The sequence below is a fragment of the Pseudoalteromonas rubra genome (assembly GCF_000967655.1).
In the GTDB taxonomy this organism is placed as follows: Bacteria; Pseudomonadota; Gammaproteobacteria; order Enterobacterales; family Alteromonadaceae; genus Pseudoalteromonas; species Pseudoalteromonas rubra_A.
Window position 1 is genome coordinate 19,065 of record NZ_JXYA01000022.1, and the last position, 23,811, is coordinate 42,875.

The window sequence follows — 23,811 nt, forward strand, 5'->3', positions numbered from 1 at the left end:
GTTTAAAACAGCTCTATGTCGGTCTGTGCCGGTACGTCTTCTTCACCCCAGGGCTTGGCCATCTGATTTAAGCTCTGGATCAGCTCATGGCGTACTTCGGTGATCTCGCCCAGCTTGTAGCGGATTATCGAAAAATCATCGTTGATCAGCGAAAAGTGCTCAAATAGCTGCTTTGCCTCTGCCTGCTTGCCATTGGCCTGATCGCTGCTGACATACGCTGAAAACTGCGCCAGTTTGTCGTTGTATGCGCTTGCTACCTCTCCCAGCTGGTCGCTCAGCTCCTCAAAAGCCAGGCCGATTTGCTCCACTTTTGTCAGTGCCACTTCACTGACTTCCATATCTTTGATTTTGGCGTTGGTGGCTTCCAGAATGTGCGGCAGCAGATCTTTATAGCGCCCGTATAACCCCGCATCATCCGTTGGCATGTTTTTAATCAGCAAAGACACTTTGGGGTAGTTAATGATAGTGCGGCGACCAAAATCGACAAAACGGTCGCCATTGCGGTGTTTTTCCAGCAGCTCTTGCTCCAGCGGCTGAATTGCGCCTTCCTGCGAGTAAAACACTTCGCTGTCGTGATACCAAAATGCCACCGCCACCTGAAGCTGCAAGGGCACGAAAAACTCAAAAAAGTACTCCGACAGCGTATTCAAATCATGGGCATGATACGACTGGCCGACATAGCGCATAATACGACCCATATCGCCCGAATCCGACATGGCAATTTCAGCCGTGATCTGGGCTTTTTGCACATCCTGCTTTAATTTGAGTGACTGGCGGCGATACTCGTCCAGCACTTTGATCCGTGCCAGCATTTCATCGCTGTCGAACGGTTTAACAATATAGTCGGCCCCACCGGCGTTGTAACCACGCATCCGCTCTGAGATGGCGCTTTTAGACGACAAAAACATCACCGGAATATCACACAACTGCGGATTGGCTTTCAACCGCTCACACACCTCAAAGCCGGAAGGGCCAGGCATTTCAATATCGAGCAGGATGATATCCGGACGCTGCTGCGCCGCCATTTTTAGCCCTTCTTCGCCACTGTAAGCGTGAATGACTTTGCAACTGTGCAATAAGGATTGTTCAACAATGTGGTGTACCAGTTTATCGTCATCAATGGCCAGTACTAAATTGCTCATGCAGCGGTCCCTACAAGGTTGGTTCTTTAAAACAGCATAGCGTGAACTGTCTAATTTGCGAATGGAAAACACCACACAAAGTGCTTATGTGGTGTTTTTAAGTCGGCTCTGGTGGCATGCGGGGAACAGATGTTCAAAACGCCACCAAAATGCAGCGCTTACGCTGCTTTTTCGATACCACTGTGGCGCAGCAATGCATCTACACTTGGCTCGCGACCACGGAAGCGGGTAAACAGAGCCATAGGCTCTTCTGAACCGCCCTTCTCCAGGATATGCTGCATAAAATCAGCCCCCGTCTGGCGATTGAAAATCCCCTCTTCTTCAAACCGTGAAAAGGCATCCGCAGACAATACTTCGGCCCACTTGTACGAGTAATAACCCGCGCTGTAGCCACCGGCAAAAATATGGCTAAAGCTGTGCTGGAAGCGATTGAACTCAGGCGCTTTGACCACGGCGGTTTGTTCTCGTACGGCATTCAGTGTTTGCTGGATCTGGCACGGTTTGGCCGGATCGTAATCGGCATGAATATGGAAATCAAACAAGGAAAACTCCAGCTGGCGGAGCATCTGCATCGCCGACTGGAAGTTTTTCGCCGCCAGCAGTTTGTCGAGTAGCTCTTTTGGTAAAGGCTCACCCGTTTCATAATGACCAGAGATAAAGGCCAGTGCTTCTTCTTCGTAGCACCAGTTCTCCAGGAACTGGCTGGGCAGCTCCACGGCATCCCAGGCAACGCCATTGATCCCCGCAACCGGTGCGGCATCAACCTGAGTCAGCATATGGTGAATACCATGGCCAAACTCGTGGAATAAGGTGGTTACTTCGTTATGGGTAAACAGCGCAGGCTTATCGCCAACTGCTTTATTGAAGTTACATACCAGGTATGCCACCGGCGTTTGTAGCTCGCCACTGGCACGTACTTTACGGCCCATGCAGTCGTCCATCCAGGCGCCGCCACGTTTGTGCTCGCGGGCATACAGGTCCAGATAGAAGTGACCACGCAAGGTACCCTGCGCATCATGAATAGCAAAGAAACGCACATCCGGGTGATAACTATCGAAGTCTTTAATTTCAGTGACTTTGATACCAAACAGGCGATGTACGGTTTCAAATAACCCCTTCAGCACAGTATCGGCCGGGAAATAAGGACGCAGTAGCTCATCGGAGATTGCGTATTTCGCCTGCTTAAGCTTTTCGCCATAGTAACCGTAGTCCCATGCTGCCAGCTCAGTCGCGCCATGTTCTTTTTCCGCAAATGCTTTGATCTCAGCCACCTCTTTTTCGGCCTGTGGCTTAGCATGCAAGGCCAGGTCATTTAAGAAAGTAAACACCTGCTCCGGCGACTGCGCCATTTTGGTCGCCAGCGATTTATCTGCGTAGCTGTCAAAGCCCAGCAATTGTGCCAGTTCGTGACGCAGTGCCAGCTCCTCGCTCATCAGTGCTGAGTTATCAAATTCGTTGGCGTTAGGCCCCTGATCTGATGCACGCGTTACAAAGGCGCGGTACATTTCTTCGCGCAGTTCTCGGTTATCCGCATAGGTCATCACCGGCAGATAAGACGGAATGTCTAAAGTAAACACCCAGCCTTCTAATTCTTTACTTTGCGCCGTATGCGCTGCCAGCGCCAGTGCGGACTCAGGTAATCCAGATAACTGAGCTTCGTCGGTGATATGCTTAGTCCAGGCCTGTGTCGCATCCATCACGTTATTGCCAAATTTGGCAGCCAGCTCAGACAAACGCGCGCTGATCTCGCCGTAGCGCTTCTGTTGTTCTGGTGCCAGTGCAATGCCCGACAACTGGAAATCTCGCAGTGCATTATTAATGGATTTTTGCTGCGCCGTGTTGAGCGCCGCAAAAGCATCGGACTCTTTGAGCGATTTATAGGCCTCGTACAGACCCTGATGCTGACCAACATAGGTACTATATTCTGAGATCAAAGGCAGGCACGCATCATAGGCCTGGCGCAGTGCGTCGCTATTGACGACCGAATGCATATGCGACACCGGCGACCACATGCGAGACAGCTTGTCATCGGCTTCTTCAAGCGGAAGGACCAGGTTTTCCCAGCTGTATGAATCGTTTTTTAATACTTCATCTATGGTGTTACGGCATTGCTCGATGGCCTGTTTAAGTGCCTCTACAACGTGTTCTGGTTTGATTTTTGAAAACGGTGGCAAGCCTTCCATGCCAATTAACGGGTTAGTCATAGCGTCTCTCTGTTGATCTTTGTTTATCTCATGTATTTGGGGGGTTTTCTGTCAAAAAACAAGGCCGCCCGGCCAATCCGGGTGAATTAATCAGGGCCGCCGTATGGCGATACATGCGCAGTTCACTCGCAGCCCCACCCGTTCATCGAAAAAAGCGATGACCGCTATCGGAAAAATTCATCCCGCCAGACTTTGCCCCGGCAGATATAGTGTTAAGCTAGGGCCATTTATCAGCATTTATAGAGATTAAAGCATGGCACAACATTTTGATTATATCGCCATTGGTGGCGGCAGCGGCGGTATTGCCTCGGCTAACCGCGCGGCAATGCGTGGCGCTAAAGTCGCCCTTATCGAAGCCAAACATATGGGCGGCACCTGTGTAAACGTGGGCTGCGTGCCTAAAAAGGTAATGTGGCACGGCGCACAGGTTGCCGAAGCCATTAAGCTTTACGCACCGGATTATGGCTTTGATGTTGAAGTAAAAGACTTCGACTGGGGCAAACTGGTTGAAAGCCGCGAAGCCTACATTGGTCGTATCCACCAGGGCTACAACAAGTACCTGGCAAGCAATGGCGTAACCGTGATCAACGGCTTTGCTAAATTTGTTGATAACAACACGGTAGAAGTCAACGGCGAGCACTACACTGCCGACCATATCTGTATTGCCGTGGGTGGTCGCCCGTCGATTCCTAATATCCCGGGCGCTGAGCTGGGTATTGACTCTAATGACTTCTTTGAGCTCAAGGCGCAACCTAAGAGCGTGGCTGTGATTGGCGCGGGCTACATTGCCGTTGAGCTGGCGGGCGTACTACATAGCCTGGGCACAGAAACGCACCTGTTTGTACGTAAACATGCACCGCTGCGTAACTTTGACCCTATCCTGGTCGACACCCTGACCGAAGTCATGGATAAAGAAGGGCCAACACTACACACTCACAGCGTACCTAAATCACTGAGCAAAAACGACGACGGCAGTGTCACTTTGCACCTGGAAAACGGCAAGTCACACACGGTCGAGCAAGTGATCTGGGCGATTGGTCGTGAGCCAGTGACAGATAAAATCAACCTCTCTGCCACCGATGTCGCCATCACAGACGGCGGCTACGTCAAAGTAGACGAATATCAGAACACCTCAGTGTCTGGCATTTATGCTTTGGGCGACATTATGGATGGCGGCATTGAGCTGACACCAGTGGCAGTTAAAGCTGGCCGTATGCTGGCAGAGCGCCTGTTTAACCCGGAGATGCCCAACGCCAAAATGGACTATAACCTGGTCCCAACCGTGGTCTTCAGCCACCCGCCCATCGGCACCATCGGCCTGACCGAACCAGAAGCCATCGAGCAGTACGGTGAAGACAACATCAAAGTCTACACGTCCTCCTTTGCGGCCATGTACACAGCAGTAACCCAGCACCGTCAGCCCTGTAAAATGAAGCTGGTTTGTGCCGGTGAAGACGAAAAAATCGTTGGCCTGCACGGCATCGGCTTTGCGGTTGATGAAATGATCCAGGGCTTTGCCGTGGCTATGAAGATGGGCGCCACCAAAGCCGACTTTGACTCGGTTGTGGCTATCCACCCGACGGGATCTGAAGAGTTTGTGACCATGAGGTAAATCTCACTCATTTAATCCGATACATGCGCGAGCTTGTTAACACAGCTCGCGTTTTAGTTTGGCGCGTATAAGCACCCACTTATTATTACGACTTGCCTTTTAAGTTTATTAATCTCAGCGATTACCACCCGAATTAGTATACCCAACCAGTTGAATAATTTACTTTTAATAGACCGCCACCCATTAATGGGCTTATCGGCGTATTGTCGAAAAACAGGCCAGGTCAAATACCCTGTCATACAGTAGTTCGCAGCATTTAGGAAGCTTGCTCAGCTAAGTGCTCACTGATCAAGCTTCACAGTAAGATGTTACAGAGGGATACGGGCAATATTTATTCCGTGAGAGGTCCTGGATTCGTATATCAACTGGCTTTTATCACTACCGTCATACACCGCCCAAACAGGCCCATCGATTTCGATAAAATTAAGTTCAGATGTACTTGTATCGAATGCGTGTAATTTGCCTTGTTCAGTAAAGTAAAGGGTATTGTCGCGCAATAACCACTCATTATTATCTTCGAAATAAAGGTCCTTGGCGATGACTGAGGCTAGAGCGAGGTTGTGAAGAGGCGCTTTAAAGACCCCTTTTTCGTCTAGTTTTGTAAAGTACAATTGTTGATTCTCACAGTCTAACTTAAAGCTGCTGACCGCGCCCAACAGTGGGGTTTCGGTTTGCTCTTTGAGGTTAAATTTAACCAGTGACCATATTTGATTAGACAGCGTAGTTGCAAAGACTTCGTTTTGATCCCAACAGGACCACTTTAGGTTCCTGACGAGTTTCTCACTTAACCAGTCAATGCTAGTGACAGCATCGCCCATCTTCAAACTCGCTTTTTGGTCGATTGACAGGAGCAATTTACCAGAACTTATTTGCGTATCTAAATATTGAATATCTTTATATTCGCCGTAGTTTGTTACTTGTTTGAGACTATCGGGGGCCTGTTGCCAGACCTGAGGAAAACCCGTTCTGTCAGAGACAAAGAAATAATCTTGATGTGATTGCCGTGCTGTATATTGCACTTCGTTCGCATCACTTCCTTGCAGGACATTAATGTTTTTATTCTCGATAGTTAACACACTTAAGTCACTTTGCTGATAATTGCCTTTTGACGTTAAAAACCCATAATCCTTTTTGTAGTAGAGCGTTCTGAGATCTTCTTCAGAAGCGTAAACGAGACTGGTTTGCCCCGACTCTAAATCAAGTTCGTTAATTTGCCTTCTGTCGTCAATATAGAAGAGCTTGTCACCACTTTCATGCCAGGCCACATTGTAGATGTAGAACGGAAATGTCTGTACAGAAAAGTAGTCCTTTTTTTGAACGTCTAAAATCCTGAGGTTTACTTTTTTGTGTTGATCGCTGCTTAAAATCGCTAACCTTTGTCCGTCAGGGCTTAGGCTTAAACTGTAGTCACCATAAGTATTCTCTGTCGGTGTGGTGAGTGTTTTGACTATCTTGGTGTCTAAGTGCACGCTGTTAATTTTATAAGGCACTTGCTTATCTTCTTTAAAGGAAAAGTATAGCCACTTTCCTTCGGGGGCCAGTGCGATCGGGCTAAGGCTCAGCTCACTGCCACAAGAAACTATCTCGGACATATTTGATAGCATTAACTCTTGATTTATATCGATATATTTTAAGAAACACTGACCGTTTTCAAAAGACTGAAAAAACAGCCTGTTTTTGTCTGGGTGCCAATAAGGTGAGCTAGTGTTGCCAGGCAATGAGACCGAGCGACTGGTTTTGATATCCCGTATTGTTACGGTAAAAGTGTTATCTATATAACTGACATACGCCATGAGCTCTTCTGAGGGATTAGTGGTTGGATAAAGCTCTTCTCCCTTATGGTAAGTGATATTGACTACATCTGAGTCCAGAGGATACGGCTTTACTCCATCGTGAATACCTAATAGTGATGCTGCGACAAATATCGTCAGCACAGTAAAGGCGTAGAGATAGACTTTTGTCTTCTTTATTTTTTCAAAGTTACTTAACGGAGGGTCTATTTGGTGTTCGGTTATCTCCAAATCCACAGCAGAGAACGAAAAACCTTTTAGTCGATGCGTTTTTACGAGGTGTTTATCAGCACCGAGGATTTTGCGTAACTCGTATATTTCATTAATTACGCTTTCTTTTTTTACAATTTTACCTTCCCACAAGTTTTCCAGCAGCTCATCGTAGGTACATACCTCATGATTTTTGTCTAATAAATAAACAAAAAGCCTTACTGTCTGCTCTCTTAACTTTCTGGTTCCACTCTTATCATGAATGAGTTCATGATTTTTAGCGTCAAGCTTCCATTCTTTAAAACAATAAAACATTACAAATGGCTTTACTACTACTCTGACTCTGTTTGAAAACTCATTCTACACGAAAAATAATTTATATAAATCAATGATTTGATTTTTTTTGATTCTTGATTTTCAGAAGATGTAAACATTTGATTTACTTTGATTAATTTAGTGATGAAATTGTCATTTTCTCAACTTAAGATGCTCTCAGATTTTTTGAGAGAGTAACCAAAATGTTAAATAAAAAGATTTTAAGTTTATTGATTACGCTGTGTTTCTTTGCAACTACATCACAAGCAAATACACAAAACTTAGGTGAAAAGAATAAAGCTGAAGAGACAGGTGTTGTCGTTATTCTTTGCTCACCTTTCCCCTACTGCAAAGACCGTACATAGAAAGTCACCGGCTAGATAATATAAATACAAATACAAAGGTCAAAAGATGACACAAAATACCCAAAGCAACTTGAGCGTACTGCAAAACGTAACTAAAGCGGATGTGAGGTTAGAGCCTTTTCCACATATCGTGATTAAAGATGCTTTACCAAAAGAACTCTTTGAAAAGCTATATTCAACCATGCCGTCACTAACAAAAGTGAGCAAAGGGCAGGAGCTTGAATCTAATGAGCGATACATTTATTCGCCTCAAGATTTTAAGCAAGATGAAGAGGTTGATAACCTTTGGCGTGAGTTTGTCAGTTATCACAGCTCACCTGAATTCTTTTATGAATTTTTAGATTTATTTGAAGAATATATCCTCGACATCACGCCCGGGATCCGTGACAAGGTAGATAGCTTGCGCGACGCTAATATTGGTCGCCATCGCCTCGACAGTTTCGATGCAAAAGACATCTTATTAGACTGCAGCTTGAATATCTATTCTCCTGTATTTGGCAAGCCCTCCTCATTCAGAGGCCCGCACATTGATAAACCGCACTTTATCTTTGGTGGCCTGCTTTACATGCGAGATCCAGAAGACCGCTCAAAAGGTGGAGACCTGGATATCTACAAATATAAAGGAAGTGATCACAAGTTTCACTTTGCCGAAAACCATCCTGAACTGAGAGGCATTCGCTACGACATTGAAGACAAGTACGTCGAAAAAGTCGATACCGTTAAATACGACCAGAATGTGCTTGTAATGTATCCAATCAACCCGCTGGCACTTCATGGGGTTTCAACACGCGAAATCACGCCTTACCAAAGAACCATGGTTGGCATGAGCGCAAGTCTTGAAAATGGTTTCTTCACGTTAGAGACATAAGCACGCTTTTGGCCTCTCTGTTACCGCTTGCGATTTCAAAATAGCTGAGGCCATCACATCAACTTAATTTTAGTGCCCGATTAATTCAACGGACACTTGTTGTCGAAATCAGCCCTTTAGAGCTGAAGTAATACGAAGGAACAAACCGATGTCGCATATTCTCGTTATCGGAGGCATGGATTTTTCGATTCGCTGCCTTTCAGACCTGGCCATAGATTACACCATGATCCAAAAAGCAAATGGCGTAACGGAATTCCAACAAGCGAACGCTTCTCAGTTGGTAGAAATGGATTATACAAACAGTGCTGAAGCGCTCGCGCTTGCTGAGTCATTACATAGTGACAAATCATTTGCTGCCGTCATTTCATTTGCAGAGTTTGGTATGGAAACAGCCGCATTGATTGCCAAAGCGCTGAATATTCCAACCAACTGCAATTTAGAAACGATTGAAGTAACACGCGATAAATTCGCTATGCGCGAACGACTAAAAGAAGAGCATCTCGATAATCTAGCCTATGCAAAAGTGAACAGTGTCGAAGACATCAGGCACTTTTTTAACAATACGACGGGCAAAGCAATTATTAAACCGAGCCAAGGTGCCGGAAGCTCAGGGGTTTTCTTAGTCGAGTCCCTTGAAGAAGCTGAACGGGCGCTGTTACACGCTAAGCAAAGCAATATGGGCGAAATCATCGCAGAAAGCTACGTAGGTGGAACAGAATACAGTATCGAAAGCCTGTCAAAAAATGGCAAGCACGAAGTCCTTGCTATCACGGAGAAACTGACAACAGGTGCGCCCTACTTCGTGGAGCTGGGGCACTCGCAACCTGCCCGTCTGGATGCAGACATTGAGACAATAATACATGACAAAGTGCTTCGCTTACTTGACGCAATTAAGCATCTGACTGGACCTGCACACACTGAGGTAAAAGTTGAAGATGGCAACGTATTTGTGATTGAAACACAAACACGTCAAGGAGGAGACAACATCTGGCATATGAATATGCTGACGAAGGGTGTTGATATTTTTAAAGAGACCGTCGCCAGCCTCTTAAAGCTAGATGCCCCAGTGAGAGAAGCCAAGGCCAAAGCAGCCGCTGTACGTTACCTTACCACCTCTGTGGAGAAAGTCAGTCGGATCGAAAACATTGATTCAGTAGCACAGTTGCCAGGTGTCGCGAACCTTCATATCAATTTAACTGAAGGGGAATATGTAAAACCCGTCACCTCGTCATTTGATAGAGCAGGATTTGTCGTCACAACAGGTGACACGGCCAGTCATGCGATAGCCACCGCCGAGAATGCCCTAGGGGCAATAGCCATTAGTTAACGAATCCCAGTTGCCGTCTTGATCACTGTTTTAAGTCAGACAGGGCTGCAATACAAAAACTACGATAGCGAAGTAACACATTATGAGAGTATTAATCATAGGGACAGTTCGTGCTGCCCATCGCGCGCTTGTTGAATTAGGTCATGACGTCGTTCTTTTTATCAATAAAAAGGCTGTTTTACCTGCTGACTTGGATTTCCCATACAAACAAGTCCATATGTTTGAAGAGTTCGCGACAGAACAAGACTATGCCGATTTAGCGACGGTACTACACGCTAATCAGCCTTTTGATGCCGTATCTTGCCTAAATGATAATTGCCAGAAACAAGCGATTACAGTAAGCCAGGCGCTAGGGCTAAGCTTTCCCATTTCTCTTGACTCTTTGGAGTTGACGATTTCAAAAGATAGAACACGTAACCAATTAACGGCTTCAGGTACTGATGACACCCGATTTGCTTTAGTAAGCAATATTGATGCAGTACATGACTTCTGTGAGCAGGCAAGCACCGCCCATATTCTAAAACCCGTAAATGGCACCGGCAGCAAAGGCATTGTAAAGCTGGAATCCGGCGATAACGCATTGTCGAAGATTTTAAGTCTGGGTCTGAAAGTTGAAGATGTATTTCCTGCGATCATCGAAGAATATCTGGAAGGTCCTGAATTTAGTGTTGAAGCTCTGTCAGAAAATGGTGAGCATCGAATTATCGCTATCACCCATAAACTTAAAGACCCAACGACCTTCATTGAACTGGGGCACGCCATTCCTGCCGACTTATCTGGCGTCGAAGAACAGTTAATCGTTGGCTATGTCAAAGAGGTTCTGGATTCTGTCGGGGTCACAGATGGCCCGTCACATAGCGAGGTGATCTTTACTGCCAATGGCCCAAGGCTTATTGAAACACATACGCGACCGGGCGGTGACAATATCTGGGACTTGATGAAAATTGCGACCGGCGTAGATCTGATGAATTTGTCTGTTCGCCAGATGCTTGGTGAGCGTATTCTCAACGAAATCCCACATGACTTACCTAAGCAGAGCTTTGCTGCTATTCGCTATGCAGCCCCCTCTTTTGGGCACGGCGCGAAATTAACCCGGGTCGAGGGTGTTGCCGAGGCACGGAGCAAAACCGGTGTCGTTGATGTCAATATTCTGAAGAACATCGGGGCCGAAATAGGACCTCTATTGCATAGCTTCGACCGGGCTGCTTCTGTCATTAGTAAAGGTGAGTCTTTGAGCGATGCTTTGGCAAATGCTGCAACAGGCCTGGAACAGCTAGAGTTTCATACTTGTTGGTCGCCAAAAGAGGTGGAAGCATCATGAAACAGCTGTTTGCCACCAGTGAATTAAGCATCAACATAGCTCGTGGTATCTTTACCTTAGCCATAGGTAAACTGCTTTATGATATGACGGGCCAGTTGTGGGCGTTTGCTGGCGTGTTTGTTCTCGAGTTTTTGCTTTCGCTACTGTTACAAGGAGTCGCTGGCAGCATAACCGATCAGTTGGGCTCAAAGCGTGTACTCTTGATCAGTATGGGGCTGATGTCTGCTGCCCTTTTGGCACTGTCGATTACCGAGTACTTTCTCCCTTTAAACTTAACCATACTCTTTTGCGTCTCGGCGGCACTGACTGCTTCAAAGCCGTTCATCCGTAATGGTGTATTCACGCTAGTGCCAAAAGTGGTTGCTGGCGCAGACATTGAGAAGCTCAATGGCATACTTGCCGCGGCTGTACAGTCAGGGCAGATCATCGGTCTGGCTATTGGCGGCCTGCTACTCGAGTTTTCACTGGAATACCTCATTTTACCTACCGTTACCTGTTGCTTTCTAATCGCATCGTGCGCGTTGACTATGATGTTTTCAATCAGCACAGTGAAGGAATCAACACACCAGGAAGCCAGTGTTTCAACAACGGGTTGGCTTGCAACTTTCAAGCTGCTGCAAGAGGCTCCTCAGGTCTTAGTTGTGCTGATTTTTACAACGTTTGATTTTATTATCGTCGCGCTTTTCAACCTGCTGCTGGCACCGGTCGTTAACTACAATTATGACGGCGCCGCACGTTGGTTGCTATTCCTTGATTTAGCATTTGCTATCGGTGCTATCTGCGCTGGAGCAATCGTCGCAAAAGCAAACTTAAACAGTGATAACCGACTTATCTACACCGCGTTATCTTGTCTGTGCGCAACCATTGTTTTCATCAGCTACTGGCTGGCATTGCCAAGCTATATCACCTTATTCGCTATTTTTTCTGTGGGCTTTATGACCACAGTTTCCGCTGTGTCCTGGAGCTCTACGCTACAAAAGCTATCTCCGCCAGACATTCGAGGAAAGCTCTCTTCACTTAGGTTGATGTTTAACTCAACCCTTGCCGTTGTGGCAGTGATTCTGGTTTCAGCATTCTACGATAGCGGATTTAGTCATGCGGCAGCTCTGTCTGTAGTAACAACACTTTTGCTGTTTTTAGCTTGTGTTTACTGCACCTGGCAGGCCCGAGAGACAACAATCAAAAACAATAGCTCAAATTCATAATTCGCAATATCAAAACATTATATTAACTCTCTACTTTAGACAGGTAAAAAAATTGAAAAACGTAGTTATTACATCAACATATACAAAGTTATCGCATTACAATCATGAGCAACTTGCGCAAATGCAAGGTGTTAACTTCTTTGTTATTGTGCGAGAGTCAGAACGACTTGCGGTAGAACGCGACTTCGGGGCGACGTTTCCCAATGTATTCGGTATCCAGGGCACTTCTGAGGAAGAGTTTTTCCAGCAATCCAAGTCTTATATCTCTGAGCTCATGACTCAAAAAGAAGGCGAGTCCTTTTATATTGTGACTATGGCTGAAGATCTTTTATTAGTGGCGGCAAAGTTACGCGAGGCATTCAACTTAACAGGGATGAACTTCGAGCAAACGTATCGCTTTCGCAATAAAGGCGAGATGAAGAAAATCCTGCAAAAAGCGAACATCCGCGTTCCTTACTTCGGAAAGTTAGACCTATCAAAATCAGAACACAAGGCTTACTTTGAGGAGATTGTTGCAGAAGTCGGCTTACCTTTCATTATTAAGCCAACCATGATGGCTTGCTCTAATGGCGTATCGAAAATAGAAAGCTTTGACGCCTTTGTTGAGTATCTGGATGACGCTCAACCCAATATAGAATATGGCTACGAAGAGTTCATTTCCGGCAAACTTTATCATTGCGATAGCATCGTCAGTAACGGTGAAGTTATTTTTTCTTCTGCGTGCGAATACACCAATGAAAATATGCATTTTCAGAAAGGGAAATCGGTTATCAGCATGCCTCTGCCAGACGATTTGGCTATCTCCCAGGAAATTCTCGCATTCAATAAAGCCGTGCTTAACGAATTAGGCATGGAGCAGGGAGCTAATCATTTAGAAGTATTCAAAAAAGGTGACGAACTTGTTTTTCTTGAAGTCGCTTGCCGAGCGCCAGGGGCGGTGGTTGTTCCTATGTACGAGCGTCAGTTCGGGTTTAATTTTCTAAATACCAACCTTGAGATGGAGCTTGGCCTAGTGCCTGAACTCTCAAAATCTGCAAAAGTGTATTGTTTCTCTGGGATTTTCCCTGTACAGCCCGGAACAGCCATTGAGCTTGTAGAACCACAGTTGCAGTCAGGTTTCGACATGAACTGGAATATCAAGCAAGGGCAGAAATTTGACTCAGCGGACAGTTTAAGAGATATCGCAGGCTCAATTCAGGCGACGAATCAATGCTTCGATACGCTGCGTGAAGACTTTCGCAAACTCATCGATTTTCATGCCGTTAACTGCGCCTAACGACGCACATTAAAGAGATGCTTTCACTGTGACTGTAAAAAATAAACCGCGTGAGATATTCAATTACGCGAAATATCTTAAACCAGAAAATAACCCTTTTTGCCAAATTCAACACGCTTTGGAAAAAGCGACTGACCTGATAGCTAAAGAAGGGTACGCCAATATAGCGAGCGATACTATCAGTGAAGCTTTTGATATATCAGAAGCAGAATTAGCTAGCCTGGCCAAGTATTGGAATGATTTACCTATGGATGACTACCTTCATGACCAGGGGCGTTATAGAAGGAGAAAGATTGGCCATGTTCATATTGATCTAGAGAACAATCGATTTTCAGTATCCGATAATCAAATGTTCTACCAATCAAAGTCGATTAATTCCGCGAACGGGGGGATAAAGCGTTTTTTCGATACGGTACCAAGTGCTTTTTATCATGAACCGGCATTTCAGAAGTTATTGCTGGGTAATTTGAGAGTAATAAGTGATGTTGGCCTGAAACGCGTTAATGTTTCATTTCACTTATTCCGGGTGCTTTCCAGGCCTGATGAAGTCGGTCAGGCTACACCAGAAGGCATTCATCGGGATGGCCATTTATACGTGGGCCAGCACTTGATCCACCGAGAGAATGTGTCTGGTGGCATATCGGGGATCTACACACCTGAAAAGAAATCGTTATTTAAGACCACTTTAATGGCACCGTTAGACAGCATTGTGGTGAACGACGAAAAAGTAATGCACGACGTATCAGAAGTGTACTGTGCAGACGACCGCTATACCGGGTATAGAGACATGTTAGTCATTGATTATAACCACGCCTAACAAAACATAAGGATAACAAAAATGGCAAAGGTATTTATTACGGACCGCATTAAAGCGCTCACCGTTGAGACTGAAATTCTGGGCAACCAAGTGACCTTAGAAAAAGATTTGAATGCTGAGGTATTACTGGTTTGGCATCAGATCGTTGATAAAGCATATATCGATCAATTCAAGAATCTCAAAGCGATTATTCGCTATGGTGTGGGCTTTGATAAAGTTGATATCGATTATGCTGCCTCAAAAGGCATCACCGTCAGTAATAGTCCAGATTACTGCACGGAAGAAGTGAGTAATACAGCAGTAGGCATGATCTTAAATGGCACTCGTCGAATTTCACAATATAACTACGAGGCAAAAGACTATCCACAAGGTTGGCAAGAGAATGTCATCAAAACCATCGAACGTGACTCGAATTTAACGGTCGGTATTGTCGGTGCCGGGCGCATCGGCAGTAACGTATTGCTCAAAGCAAAAGCGCTCGGATTCAAAACCAGCTTCTACGACCCATATGCAACGGCAGGTTACGAAAAAGTACTTAATGCAACGCGTTGTGACTCTCTGCAGCAGCTGCTGGCAAGTTGTGATGTTATCTCTGTACATGTCCCTTTGACAGACGAAACCCGGGGCATGATCAACAAGACGTTTATTGAATCAATGAAAGACGCAAGCGTCCTTGTTAATACCGCAAGAGGCGCTGTATTAGAAAGCTATGACGCCATTGAATACGGCCTTGAGAATAATAAGTTAGCTAATGTTTTCCTTGATGTTCTTCCTGAAGAGCCGCCGACAGCACACCCCTTGATCGAGAAATGGAAAGCGAACGAAATTGGCGTCTCAGAACGACTATTTATTAACCCTCATTCGTCTTACTACTCTCAGGCTGCTGGCATTGAAATGCGAACAAAAGCAGCGTTGAACGCGTTGGGGGTTATTGGTGGTGGAAAGGCACAGCACGTCGTTAACCAAGAGTTAATTGATGGCTATTTTCCACGATACGGCACGTAGTTTGACGTGCCCTTCACTACTTTTATAAAAATTTTGGAGCACACTATGAACTATCATCACAGAAACATAAACGGACAGCAGCTGGATTTACCACTGGGAAAAGTGGTTTGTGTTGGCCGTAATTACGTAGAGCACGCCAGGGAGCTTAATAACCCGGTACCCAGTGAGCCTATTCTTTTCATTAAGCCAGCCACAACGTTAGTACCTTTCTCGACCCCCATAGATGCGCAAGGCGCGCCTTATCCGCTTCACTATGAGTTAGAGATTGCGATCCTGATCAAGGACACGCTCAAGAACGCTACCGCAGAGGAGGCTAAGGCCGCCGTCGGCGGTGTCGGTCTGGCACTCGATCTGACCTATCGTTGTGTACAAAGCAAGCTCAAGGAAAAGGGGCACCCCTGGGAAAAAGCGAAAGCATTTGATGACAGCTGTCCAACCAGTGAATTTGTCATCAACCCAAATATCGATCTGGATAGCCTTGCTTTAAAACTGGAAATTAATGGCGAGGTGAGGCAGTCAGCGAGCGCGTCGGAAATGATCGTCGATATCGTTTCTTTGCTGCAATATGCCAGCACGCATTTCTCTTTGGTCCCTGGCGATATTTTGCTAACCGGAACCCCTGCAGGAGTCGGCGTATTGAAATCTGGAGATGCGCTGGTTGCATCACTAGATGACGTCATCTCCACGAGTACCCAGGTTGTATAAGGAATTGGGAGCTGAATGATATGAAACCGCTATTATTTGCCAGATTATTGGTGGTCAGCTCTTTATTGCTGTTGCAAGGCGCATTTCAAGCGGCTGCGGCTACCGAGTTAAAAGCGTCTCCACTTCTGCTCATTGGTGAACTCGAATATGAACGCTATCAACTTGTCGTGTCGAATGTTGAAGGCGTATTGAGTCGACTTCATATTCGTGGGGGACAAGACGTGGATAAGCAGCAATTGCTCGCCAATGTCACCAGCTTGGAATATGGCGTCAAAGAGCAGCAATTTTTCAACGGGGAAAGCGCGTTGAGGGTGGCTGAAATCTACCTGCAAGAAGGCGACAAAGTGGAAAAATTTCAGCCAATCATGCGTCTGGCTGATACTGAACATTTACATGTTGTTGCTCCTGCTTTTTATCCGCAAGCAAGCAATGTCAGCATTGGTCAAAGTGCAAAAGTGGTATTCGACCCCGATAATGCGGCGCTGACCATAGATGGTCAGGTCTCGGGCATACATCACTTGGCAAAAGACAGCTCGCACGCAAAAGTGGAGATCCGCTTAGACTTAGGGTCTTGTGAATCTCAGGTCAGTTGCCGCCGCTACCTTAAGCCAAGAATGTTGAGCAAAGTCATCATACAAGGTTAACCCTTTATTTTCTTAGCCCTGAATACAGGGCTAAGAGGTCTTTTTATGTTACACACGCAGCGCAAGTTATGAGAAATAATAATAACCATTCCAAGCTATACATTTGCTTGACCGTTGCATTGGTCATCATAGGATCGATGTTAATTTTCAAACTGCCGGTATCACTCTATCCGTCGGTAAACAAACCAAGTATTCAGCTGACGTTCTATTATCACCAAGAGGTTCAGAGCTTCTATCGCAATTGGGGGGTAAAAATAGAAGACTCGCTCAAGGCGATTGAAGGCGTCGATGAAGTTGAGGGTAAGTATCAACAAGGCAGTACAAAATTCATTGTTTCTTTTGACTGGAATATTTCTCCTGAACAAGCGAAGCGAGATGTTGCAGCCATAGGGGCTTCATACCAGGCACAATTGCCGAAAAACTTACCACCGTTAAAACTGGGCTTTTATGACCCGGGCTCCGAGAACTATGTGGCTATCAAGTCAGACATTTACGGCGCAGGTGAACTCAGCGAGCTACTGGCCAGAACACTGGAGCCACAGTTAAAAGAGATTGAAAGCGTCAGTCGCACGTTAATTTCGCAAAAGTATGAGAAAGTTGTCAGCGTCAAGTTGGACCCCTACGCGATGTTAGAGCATAACGTGGACCTCGATGACATTATGAATACGCTGCATCGAAATGAATTTGATAAGCGCATTGGGACACTTGAAACACGACACGAAGGTGATATGAGCATTCACTTTCGCTCGGGTGTGACTAATCTGGAGCGACTGCGCAACCTTCGCGTTCACGCCAAACCCGGTGTGACGCTCCGCCTTGCTGACTTGGCTGATGTCAGCATCAATCAAAAGGAGAATGCGCGTTTTTTCCAGTACAATGAAGACGACGTTGTGGTCATTGCTATTTGGCCAGACCCCGATGCCAATCAATACAAAGTTGCGACTGAGTTTCAGCGACTTGTTGCCAAGGAAACACACTCCTTAGGACACGTCTTCGTCCTGAATGATCCGAAAAAATTTATTGATGACGCCATTGTCAATATACTCATCGCGCTTTTGGTCGGCATGTTGTCGGCGGCCATCGTTGTCTTGATGGTTTATCGTAAATTCTCGACGGTAATGCTAATCAGCATCAGCATGCCTATCGCCTTAGCGACATCCATTATATCTATGTCCGTTGCCGGGGTTGGCATTAATATTTTGTCGCTCGGGGCAATGAGCATCAGTATTGGCATGGTCGTTGATGGCGCGGTTGTTGTATTGGATAGCATCCAGGTTAAATGCCAAAATCGAACTGTGACCCATCGTCTCGTCTTTGGTGCAGTGCGCGATGTCAGAAGCTCCCTGATAACATCTACATTGACCAGTGTCTTTGTGTTTTTTCCACTGGCGTTTACGTCGCCGATGACGGCGGCAATCCTCAATGACTTGGCGCTGGTGATAGTTGCGGTGTTAATTTCGTCCTTCTTTATCAGTGCTTACTTTTTACCCTCCTTGTACTTACTGGTGTTCGGTGGCAAGGTCATTCATGCCAAATCAGCGGCGCAACCCAAAAACATCGAAAAGGCGTCTGGATTTGACAGCCTGGTGCGCTGGCTGTTTTCTAATAACTGGAAACGCGTCTCTATTATTGCTGCTGTTGCGCTATATGTAGGCTTTGTACTGGTAGAATTACCCCCAAAGCTCAAAGCTGAGATCATTGCTCAGCCCAAAGCTGAAATTATCGACGTTGGCGTCTCTTTCGCTAAGCAAGGCCTTGGCAGTGACGAAAAGGTAAAAATTCTTGCCCCAATCAGGCAGAAAATTCAGGATGACTTTAAGGACTCAGTCAAATACGTATACAGTGATATTCGGGCCAACAGCGCGTATTTGTCTGTTCATTTAAAGTCATACAAGGATTTTGACCAAGTCTTTTCCGCTCTGCCAAAGTCACTGGCTGATGTAAAAGAAGAAACCAGCTACTCACCCTGGATTACCTCAGCATTAAAAATTAAAGATCATCCAAGCTTCAGTATTCTTTTCACTCACGAAAATGAAGAGGTAAACCGCCAATTACTCGCGTCTGCTTACCAGTTTATAAAAACAGATGAACGAGTGTATAAAAGTAAGGCCGCGCCAAAGGCTTCCAAAATCTCGAATCAAGAGCTTATCGTCAGAGAAGATTTTTTGAATCAGTTGTTGGTTGAACATGATTACAGCCAGAGCGTTGATAGCTTGACCAGATTTGTCAATTACACCGCCTCGCCTCAGGAAGTTTTTCAGGTCAAAACCGATGAGGGTTATTTTCCGCTGGAGCTCAAGATCTCCAACCATAAATACAGCACCCAAGACATTGAGCAAACGCCTCTGCATTTTGCCGGGCATAACCTGTTCTTACAAGATCTCATCAAGTTTGAGGAAGTAGCGAGCTGGCGAGAGTTTTATTCTCGAAACTCGAAACCTTTGTTTAGGTTGCAGGTTTGGATGGCAGTCAATGACCAACAAATAAATGCCGATTTAATGGCTGATTTAAAAGCACATTTACTAAAGGCGTATTCTGAAGAGAGCCTGCCTATCGTCGTTAAAGACATGCAGCAAGAAGTGCGTCAGGGTGTGGCATCGATTAAAAACGCCCTGTTCCTGTCGGTTGCCATTGTGTTCTTAGTTGCCCTGTACCAATTCAGAACGCTCACTAATGCCTTGATTATCTGCAGCGTTATCGTGCTGGGGTTAAGTGGTGCCTTTCATGCCTTATACATTTTCAACAGCACACTTTCTTTGAATTCAATGTTGGGGATGTTGATTTTGGTGGGGTTGACCGTGAACAATTCAATACTGCTGTTAGACTTCTTTTTACGGGAAAAACTGGCAGGTAAAACGGTAATGGATGCACTATGTGAGGCCCTGAAACGCCGTATGCGCTCGCTTATTGTCACCAACCTTACGACCGTTGTTGCAATGGTACCGTTAGCAATTGGCTTTGGAGCAGGACAAGATATCTTAAAGCCTTTGGGCATTAGTGTCGTCCTGGGCTTAGCCATTGCGACATTGCTGACCTTGTTAGTTGTCCCGGCACTGATTAGCTTAAAAAGCTGGGATAAACAAGAAGAGCTAACGGTCGACCTGCCATCCAGTAAGCCGGCTTAGTATGGCTTCTAAGCGCCTTCAATTGGCTTAGACTGATTGAAGGCGCTTTGGTTTTGGCTATATGACCGACTCGGCCTTAGGAGATTGTTACGATAAGATAAATTTCTGCGTAATCAAAAAACTAAAAAAGCGAGTTAGTTTTGCCTGCGCGTTTTTGATAAGCAAAGTATGACCTGAGAGTAGTCAATTACAAGCTAATTCACACTACGATACTTTTTCAACTTTTTATACAGAGCTTCAGATTCACACCATGCTGACTCGTTTGACTCCCTACGCTTTTGTATGAACAAGTGAAATTTATCAAAGCTTGATATGATTGTTTTACCACCTACTTTACTTATTGTCTTAAAATCATAGGCTGTCAGATTAATTCCTAACGAAAGCCGTTCGAAGCGGTTCAAAATCAAAACAACCTCTTGCAATCTTTCAGCATCAACAAAAATCTCACTGACAGTTTCTTCTGATAAAACACCTGGATAGCTTTTACTCAACTTCAATATGTCGGGGAATACACTATCTGAGAATGACTCGTAATAACTTAAAGTATTCTTAATACGCTCTCGCCTAGTATTGGAAAAATAAACGTAAGCGCCGAACATAAAAGACAAAGCAGTAATTACTGAGGACGCTACTTTGCTATAAGTGACAACGTCTTCCATCTTACCCCCACGATATTATGCAAATTCAAACTACCAACGAAAACTACGCTTTTCTGAGGTGGTGATGAAAGTGCGTATTTTCATCGCTAAAGTTAAACACTAACTTGTGACAGTTATTTTTTCAGCTGATTTATTTTTAAACTTGGATAGCTTGATCCTCATAACTATTTAATGAATTCAGCTCCTTTATCTAAAGGAGCTTACAAATGGCACTACCGCGAAGACTTCATTTTCCCTTTCTCCGCAAAAGAAATACGGTTTTCAATATGAAACGCACCGTACTGATTTAGATCTTGCACATAGACCGCACCGGACTCTTTGCCGTTGGCGTCATGATGCGGGGTGGCTATCACGGCCTTGCCGCCGGAGAGGCCGACATTCCAGCCGAACTGGTCGCCTGCCTGCGCATTTTTCGCGGCCACTTTGGATGAGTAGTGCCAACCATTGGCATGTTTTTTATAGACATATAACGCACCGGTGTCTTTGCCTTGTGCATCATGATTCATGGCGCTGATGATCGCGGTATCGCCGCTCAGTGCCACACCGCGGCCAAAGCGGTCATCGGCTGCGCCATCCGGTGATGTGAGCTTTTGAGACTGCGTCCAGCGCGTGCCTGTTCGCTCAAAAATATAAGCAGAGCCTGCATCCACGCCCAGGCCCTCTACATCATCCCGCCTCGCAGAGATGAGTGCCGTGTCTCCGGAAATTGCGACCCTGACGCCAAAGATATCGGTGTCTCCACCATCGGCGGCCATCAGCTTGGCTTGCTGCTGCCATTGATTCTCCTCGAGCACATACACGTACACGGCACCGGCGTTTTCTGCGGTTTTATCATGTAAGTCAGCGCCAACTGCAATGGTGTTACCATCTATCGCGACGTCGATACCAAATAAGTCGCCCGCAGCGCCATCGCTGGCCATGATTTTGCTGTGGTAGCGCCAGCTATCCCCGGTGCGCTGAAAAATATAGGCCGCGCCTGCGTCATTCGCTTTTGTATCGTTGCGTGGTGCGCCAATGACCAGTGTCGTGTCTGTCAATGCCAGGCTCTGGCCAAAGGCATCACCGGGTTTGGCATCGGGCGCGGTCACTATCTGAGCCTGTGTCCATGCACCAGCATTGCGCTCAAAGGCCACCACCGCGCCGGCGTCTTTACCTTTGTCATCGCGCCTCATACCACCGAGCATGGCAATATTGTTATTCAGGACCACCTTGCCACCGAGCGTGTCATCGGCAGACAGTGGCTTTGCAACCAGCTTAGCTTGTTGCTGCCAGCCTTTATCACCGAGCACATACACATACCCGACACCGCCGTCTTTGATGTCATTTACATCGGCCTGATGTGCGCCCACCAGCACGGTATTACCATCAATTGCCGCGCCGTAGCCAAAATAATCTTGCGCCCTGCCATCATTGGCCAGCAACCTGTCTTGGGCAAAGCAGTGGCCTGCAAGTGCCGTCAGTATGGCGCAGGCGCTCAGCCTTATCATTAGTCTTAATGTCACGTTCCTTCCTTTTCTTATGATTTATTCTTGCATAACTTGTCTGATTTTTGATTATTTTTCAATAGTCTGTACATGGCTCCCTGAGGCTTTTCCAAACGCCGACATGCAGATCCATCCCCTTATACTGAGCCACCAGCTCCATATTGCGTGCAAATTTGTCCGCTACCCTAAGGCAGGAACAACCCAAAACTATAAAATCTAAGGATTTCACAATGAATACCAAGTTAAATGCGCTCTGTCTGGCGGTTATCCTGGCGGCTTCGGGCCAGGCGATGGCGGCCTGTAGCGGCCTTGCCGGTGGTGCCTCGGCTTATCTGGACGGCGAGACACTGAAAGTTGCAGGTTCACGCCACAGCGAACAGTTCACGCTCAGTAAATCGGGCGATACCCTGACTGTGACCCGCAAAGTGGGCAGCAGCAGTAGCTGTGAAACCTTTTTTATGAGCCAGATCAGTGCGCTTGAAGCACGCCTGGGCAATGGCGCCGATTCGTTCAATGCCAGCAGTATTTCGGTGTCGCAAACCTTGTACGGACAATATGGCAACGACACCCTGATCTCAGGCAATCAGAACGATCGTCTCTACGGTGGTCGGGGTAACGATACGCTTAAGGGCAACAGTGGTAACGACCAATTGTTTGGTGAAGACGGCAGCGACACGCTCTACGGCGGCTGGGGTAACGACCAGCTCAAGGGCGGCAATCACCATGACAAACTGTTTGGCGATTACAACAACGACACCCTGTGGGGCGATGATGGTGGCGACTTGCTGATGGGTGGTCAGGGTTCGGATGTGCTTTACGGTGGCAACGACAATGACTACCTGGGTGGCGGCTGTCGCCTGGCCAATGCCAACAATGGCTATATTTATGAGCAAAGTAGCTGTAACAGCAATCGTGATGGCAGCGATAAACTCTACGGCGGCGCAGGCCATGATGTGCTCAGTGGCGACAAAGGCAACGACACTTTGTATGGCGAGGATGGCAACGACTATCTGACCGGCAATGGTGGCCGTGAAGATCGCCTGCACGGGGGCAATGGTAATGATGCCTTGTTCGAAAATGGTGAAAGCAACCCCAACGGCCTGCGCTGGCACAAAGCCTGGGGGAACAATGGCGATGACATCCTCTTTACCAATAGCGAAAACTCCAATCAGGAAGGCGGTAAAGACAATGATGTGATCATCACTTCTTCTAGTGGCTTTGAGGCCAAAATTCACGGCGGAAAAAGTGCCGATTACATCTGGAGTGCCGACGCTGCGCCTCAGGGCACCTGTGGTAAAGGCAAAGATAAGGGCATGGTGTTCCTGAACAGCTGTGAAGGCACCACCTGGGTGAAAGACTATCAGGGCTTGCTGTCTAAGGTAGATAAAAGAAGCAACTTCAATAACCCCTATTATGACGCCGCCAATGCCGTAGTTGAAATGTCTGGTGAATATTCGGGCTACAACAATGGCTGGCGTAGTCTGGGTGTACGCCCAACGCCGTTATATGACATTGTATCCAGTGCTGTCTTTGGCCGCTGGCTGAGCGATCAGTCTACGCTGCCATACTCTTACTATGAGTGGCGGGTTGATTATAATGTCGGAAGCTCAGGCATTTATGGCACTTACTTTAACTGTATGGAAAACAATGTGGCCTATATGTGCCGCCACATTATTCAGCAAACTGAGACCTGCTATAACAGCAGTGGTGACTCCATTAGCTGTAGTTAACTTCATA

At 46.3% G+C, this 23,811-nt stretch carries 18 protein-coding genes; 13 read left to right on the top strand and 5 right to left on the bottom strand.

The features are described from left to right. Positions 1–2: 2 nt before the first annotated feature. Both TW77_RS10895 and prlC read right to left on the bottom strand, forming a co-directional pair. A complete protein-coding gene (locus tag TW77_RS10895; protein WP_046005007.1) occupies positions 3–1,142 on the bottom strand; it encodes a response regulator transcription factor in 1,140 nt (379 codons plus the stop codon). 158 nt (positions 1,143–1,300) lie between these two features. Beyond that, entirely contained in the window at positions 1,301–3,346 is a 2,046-nt protein-coding gene (gene prlC, locus TW77_RS10900) for an oligopeptidase A (RefSeq protein WP_046005008.1), read from the bottom strand. A gap of 253 nt (positions 3,347–3,599) precedes the next feature. Between prlC and gorA the strand changes: the two genes are divergently transcribed. Next, entirely contained in the window at positions 3,600–4,958 is a 1,359-nt protein-coding gene (gene gorA, locus TW77_RS10905; protein WP_046005009.1) for a glutathione-disulfide reductase, read from the top strand. Between the two features lie 308 nt (positions 4,959–5,266). Here gorA and TW77_RS10910 read toward each other — a convergent pair whose 3' ends face one another. Then, positions 5,267–7,273: a winged helix-turn-helix domain-containing protein gene (locus TW77_RS10910; protein ID WP_046005010.1), complete on the bottom strand. Its 2,007-nt coding sequence runs from the start codon at positions 7,271–7,273 to the stop codon at positions 5,267–5,269. Between the two features lie 203 nt (positions 7,274–7,476). Between TW77_RS10910 and TW77_RS25160 the strand changes: the two genes are divergently transcribed. The 11 genes from TW77_RS25160 (at position 7,477) to TW77_RS10960 (ending at position 19,931) form a co-directional block, all read left to right on the top strand. After that, the gene (locus TW77_RS25160) at positions 7,477–7,638 is read left to right on the top strand and encodes a hypothetical protein (protein ID WP_156158649.1); all 162 of its coding nucleotides are present in this window, start codon (positions 7,477–7,479) and stop codon (positions 7,636–7,638) included. Between the two features lie 46 nt (positions 7,639–7,684). Beyond that, positions 7,685–8,506: a hypothetical protein gene (locus TW77_RS10915; protein ID WP_046005011.1), complete on the top strand. Its 822-nt coding sequence runs from the start codon at positions 7,685–7,687 to the stop codon at positions 8,504–8,506. 148 nt (positions 8,507–8,654) lie between these two features. After that, positions 8,655–9,833: an ATP-grasp domain-containing protein gene (locus TW77_RS10920; protein WP_046005012.1), complete on the top strand. Its 1,179-nt coding sequence runs from the start codon at positions 8,655–8,657 to the stop codon at positions 9,831–9,833. A gap of 82 nt (positions 9,834–9,915) precedes the next feature. Further along, positions 9,916–11,154 (top strand): ATP-grasp domain-containing protein, encoded by a 1,239-nt coding sequence (locus TW77_RS24250; protein ID WP_082078905.1) that lies wholly within the window; start codon positions 9,916–9,918, stop codon positions 11,152–11,154. Then, on the top strand, positions 11,151–12,359 hold the full coding sequence (locus TW77_RS10930) for an MFS transporter (RefSeq protein ID WP_046005013.1): 1,209 nt from the start codon (positions 11,151–11,153) through the stop codon (positions 12,357–12,359). The genes TW77_RS24250 and TW77_RS10930 overlap by 4 nt, the downstream gene beginning before the upstream one ends. A gap of 52 nt (positions 12,360–12,411) precedes the next feature. Beyond that, on the top strand, positions 12,412–13,635 hold the full coding sequence (locus TW77_RS10935) for an ATP-grasp domain-containing protein (RefSeq protein WP_156158650.1): 1,224 nt from the start codon (positions 12,412–12,414) through the stop codon (positions 13,633–13,635). A gap of 28 nt (positions 13,636–13,663) precedes the next feature. Then, positions 13,664–14,452, top strand: a complete 789-nt coding sequence (locus TW77_RS10940; protein WP_046005015.1) for a 2OG-Fe dioxygenase family protein — start codon at positions 13,664–13,666, stop codon at positions 14,450–14,452. A gap of 21 nt (positions 14,453–14,473) precedes the next feature. Beyond that, positions 14,474–15,457 carry a C-terminal binding protein gene (locus TW77_RS10945; protein ID WP_052713147.1) on the top strand — a complete coding sequence of 328 codons (984 nt, stop codon included), beginning with the start codon at positions 14,474–14,476 and terminating at the stop codon, positions 15,455–15,457. 45 nt (positions 15,458–15,502) lie between these two features. Further along, positions 15,503–16,162, top strand: a complete 660-nt coding sequence (locus TW77_RS10950; RefSeq protein WP_046005016.1) for a fumarylacetoacetate hydrolase family protein — start codon at positions 15,503–15,505, stop codon at positions 16,160–16,162. A gap of 20 nt (positions 16,163–16,182) precedes the next feature. After that, the gene (locus TW77_RS10955) at positions 16,183–16,806 is read left to right on the top strand and encodes an HlyD family secretion protein (RefSeq protein WP_046005017.1); all 624 of its coding nucleotides are present in this window, start codon (positions 16,183–16,185) and stop codon (positions 16,804–16,806) included. A gap of 68 nt (positions 16,807–16,874) precedes the next feature. Then, on the top strand, positions 16,875–19,931 hold the full coding sequence (locus TW77_RS10960; RefSeq protein ID WP_082078906.1) for an efflux RND transporter permease subunit: 3,057 nt from the start codon (positions 16,875–16,877) through the stop codon (positions 19,929–19,931). A 194-nt stretch (positions 19,932–20,125) separates the two neighbouring features. Here TW77_RS10960 and TW77_RS10965 read toward each other — a convergent pair whose 3' ends face one another. Together TW77_RS10965 and TW77_RS10970 are read right to left on the bottom strand one after the other, a co-directional pair. Beyond that, the gene (locus TW77_RS10965; RefSeq protein ID WP_046005019.1) at positions 20,126–20,590 is read right to left on the bottom strand and encodes a DUF4760 domain-containing protein; all 465 of its coding nucleotides are present in this window, start codon (positions 20,588–20,590) and stop codon (positions 20,126–20,128) included. Positions 20,591–20,802: 212 nt separating this feature from the next. Then, positions 20,803–22,092, bottom strand: coding sequence for an FG-GAP repeat protein (locus tag TW77_RS10970; RefSeq protein WP_052713148.1), 1,290 nt, complete (start codon positions 22,090–22,092; stop codon positions 20,803–20,805). 212 nt (positions 22,093–22,304) lie between these two features. Here TW77_RS10970 and TW77_RS10975 point away from each other — a divergent pair, with 212 nt between their 5' ends. Next, positions 22,305–23,804: a calcium-binding protein gene (locus TW77_RS10975; protein WP_046005021.1), complete on the top strand. Its 1,500-nt coding sequence runs from the start codon at positions 22,305–22,307 to the stop codon at positions 23,802–23,804. Positions 23,805–23,811: the final 7 nt, after the last annotated feature.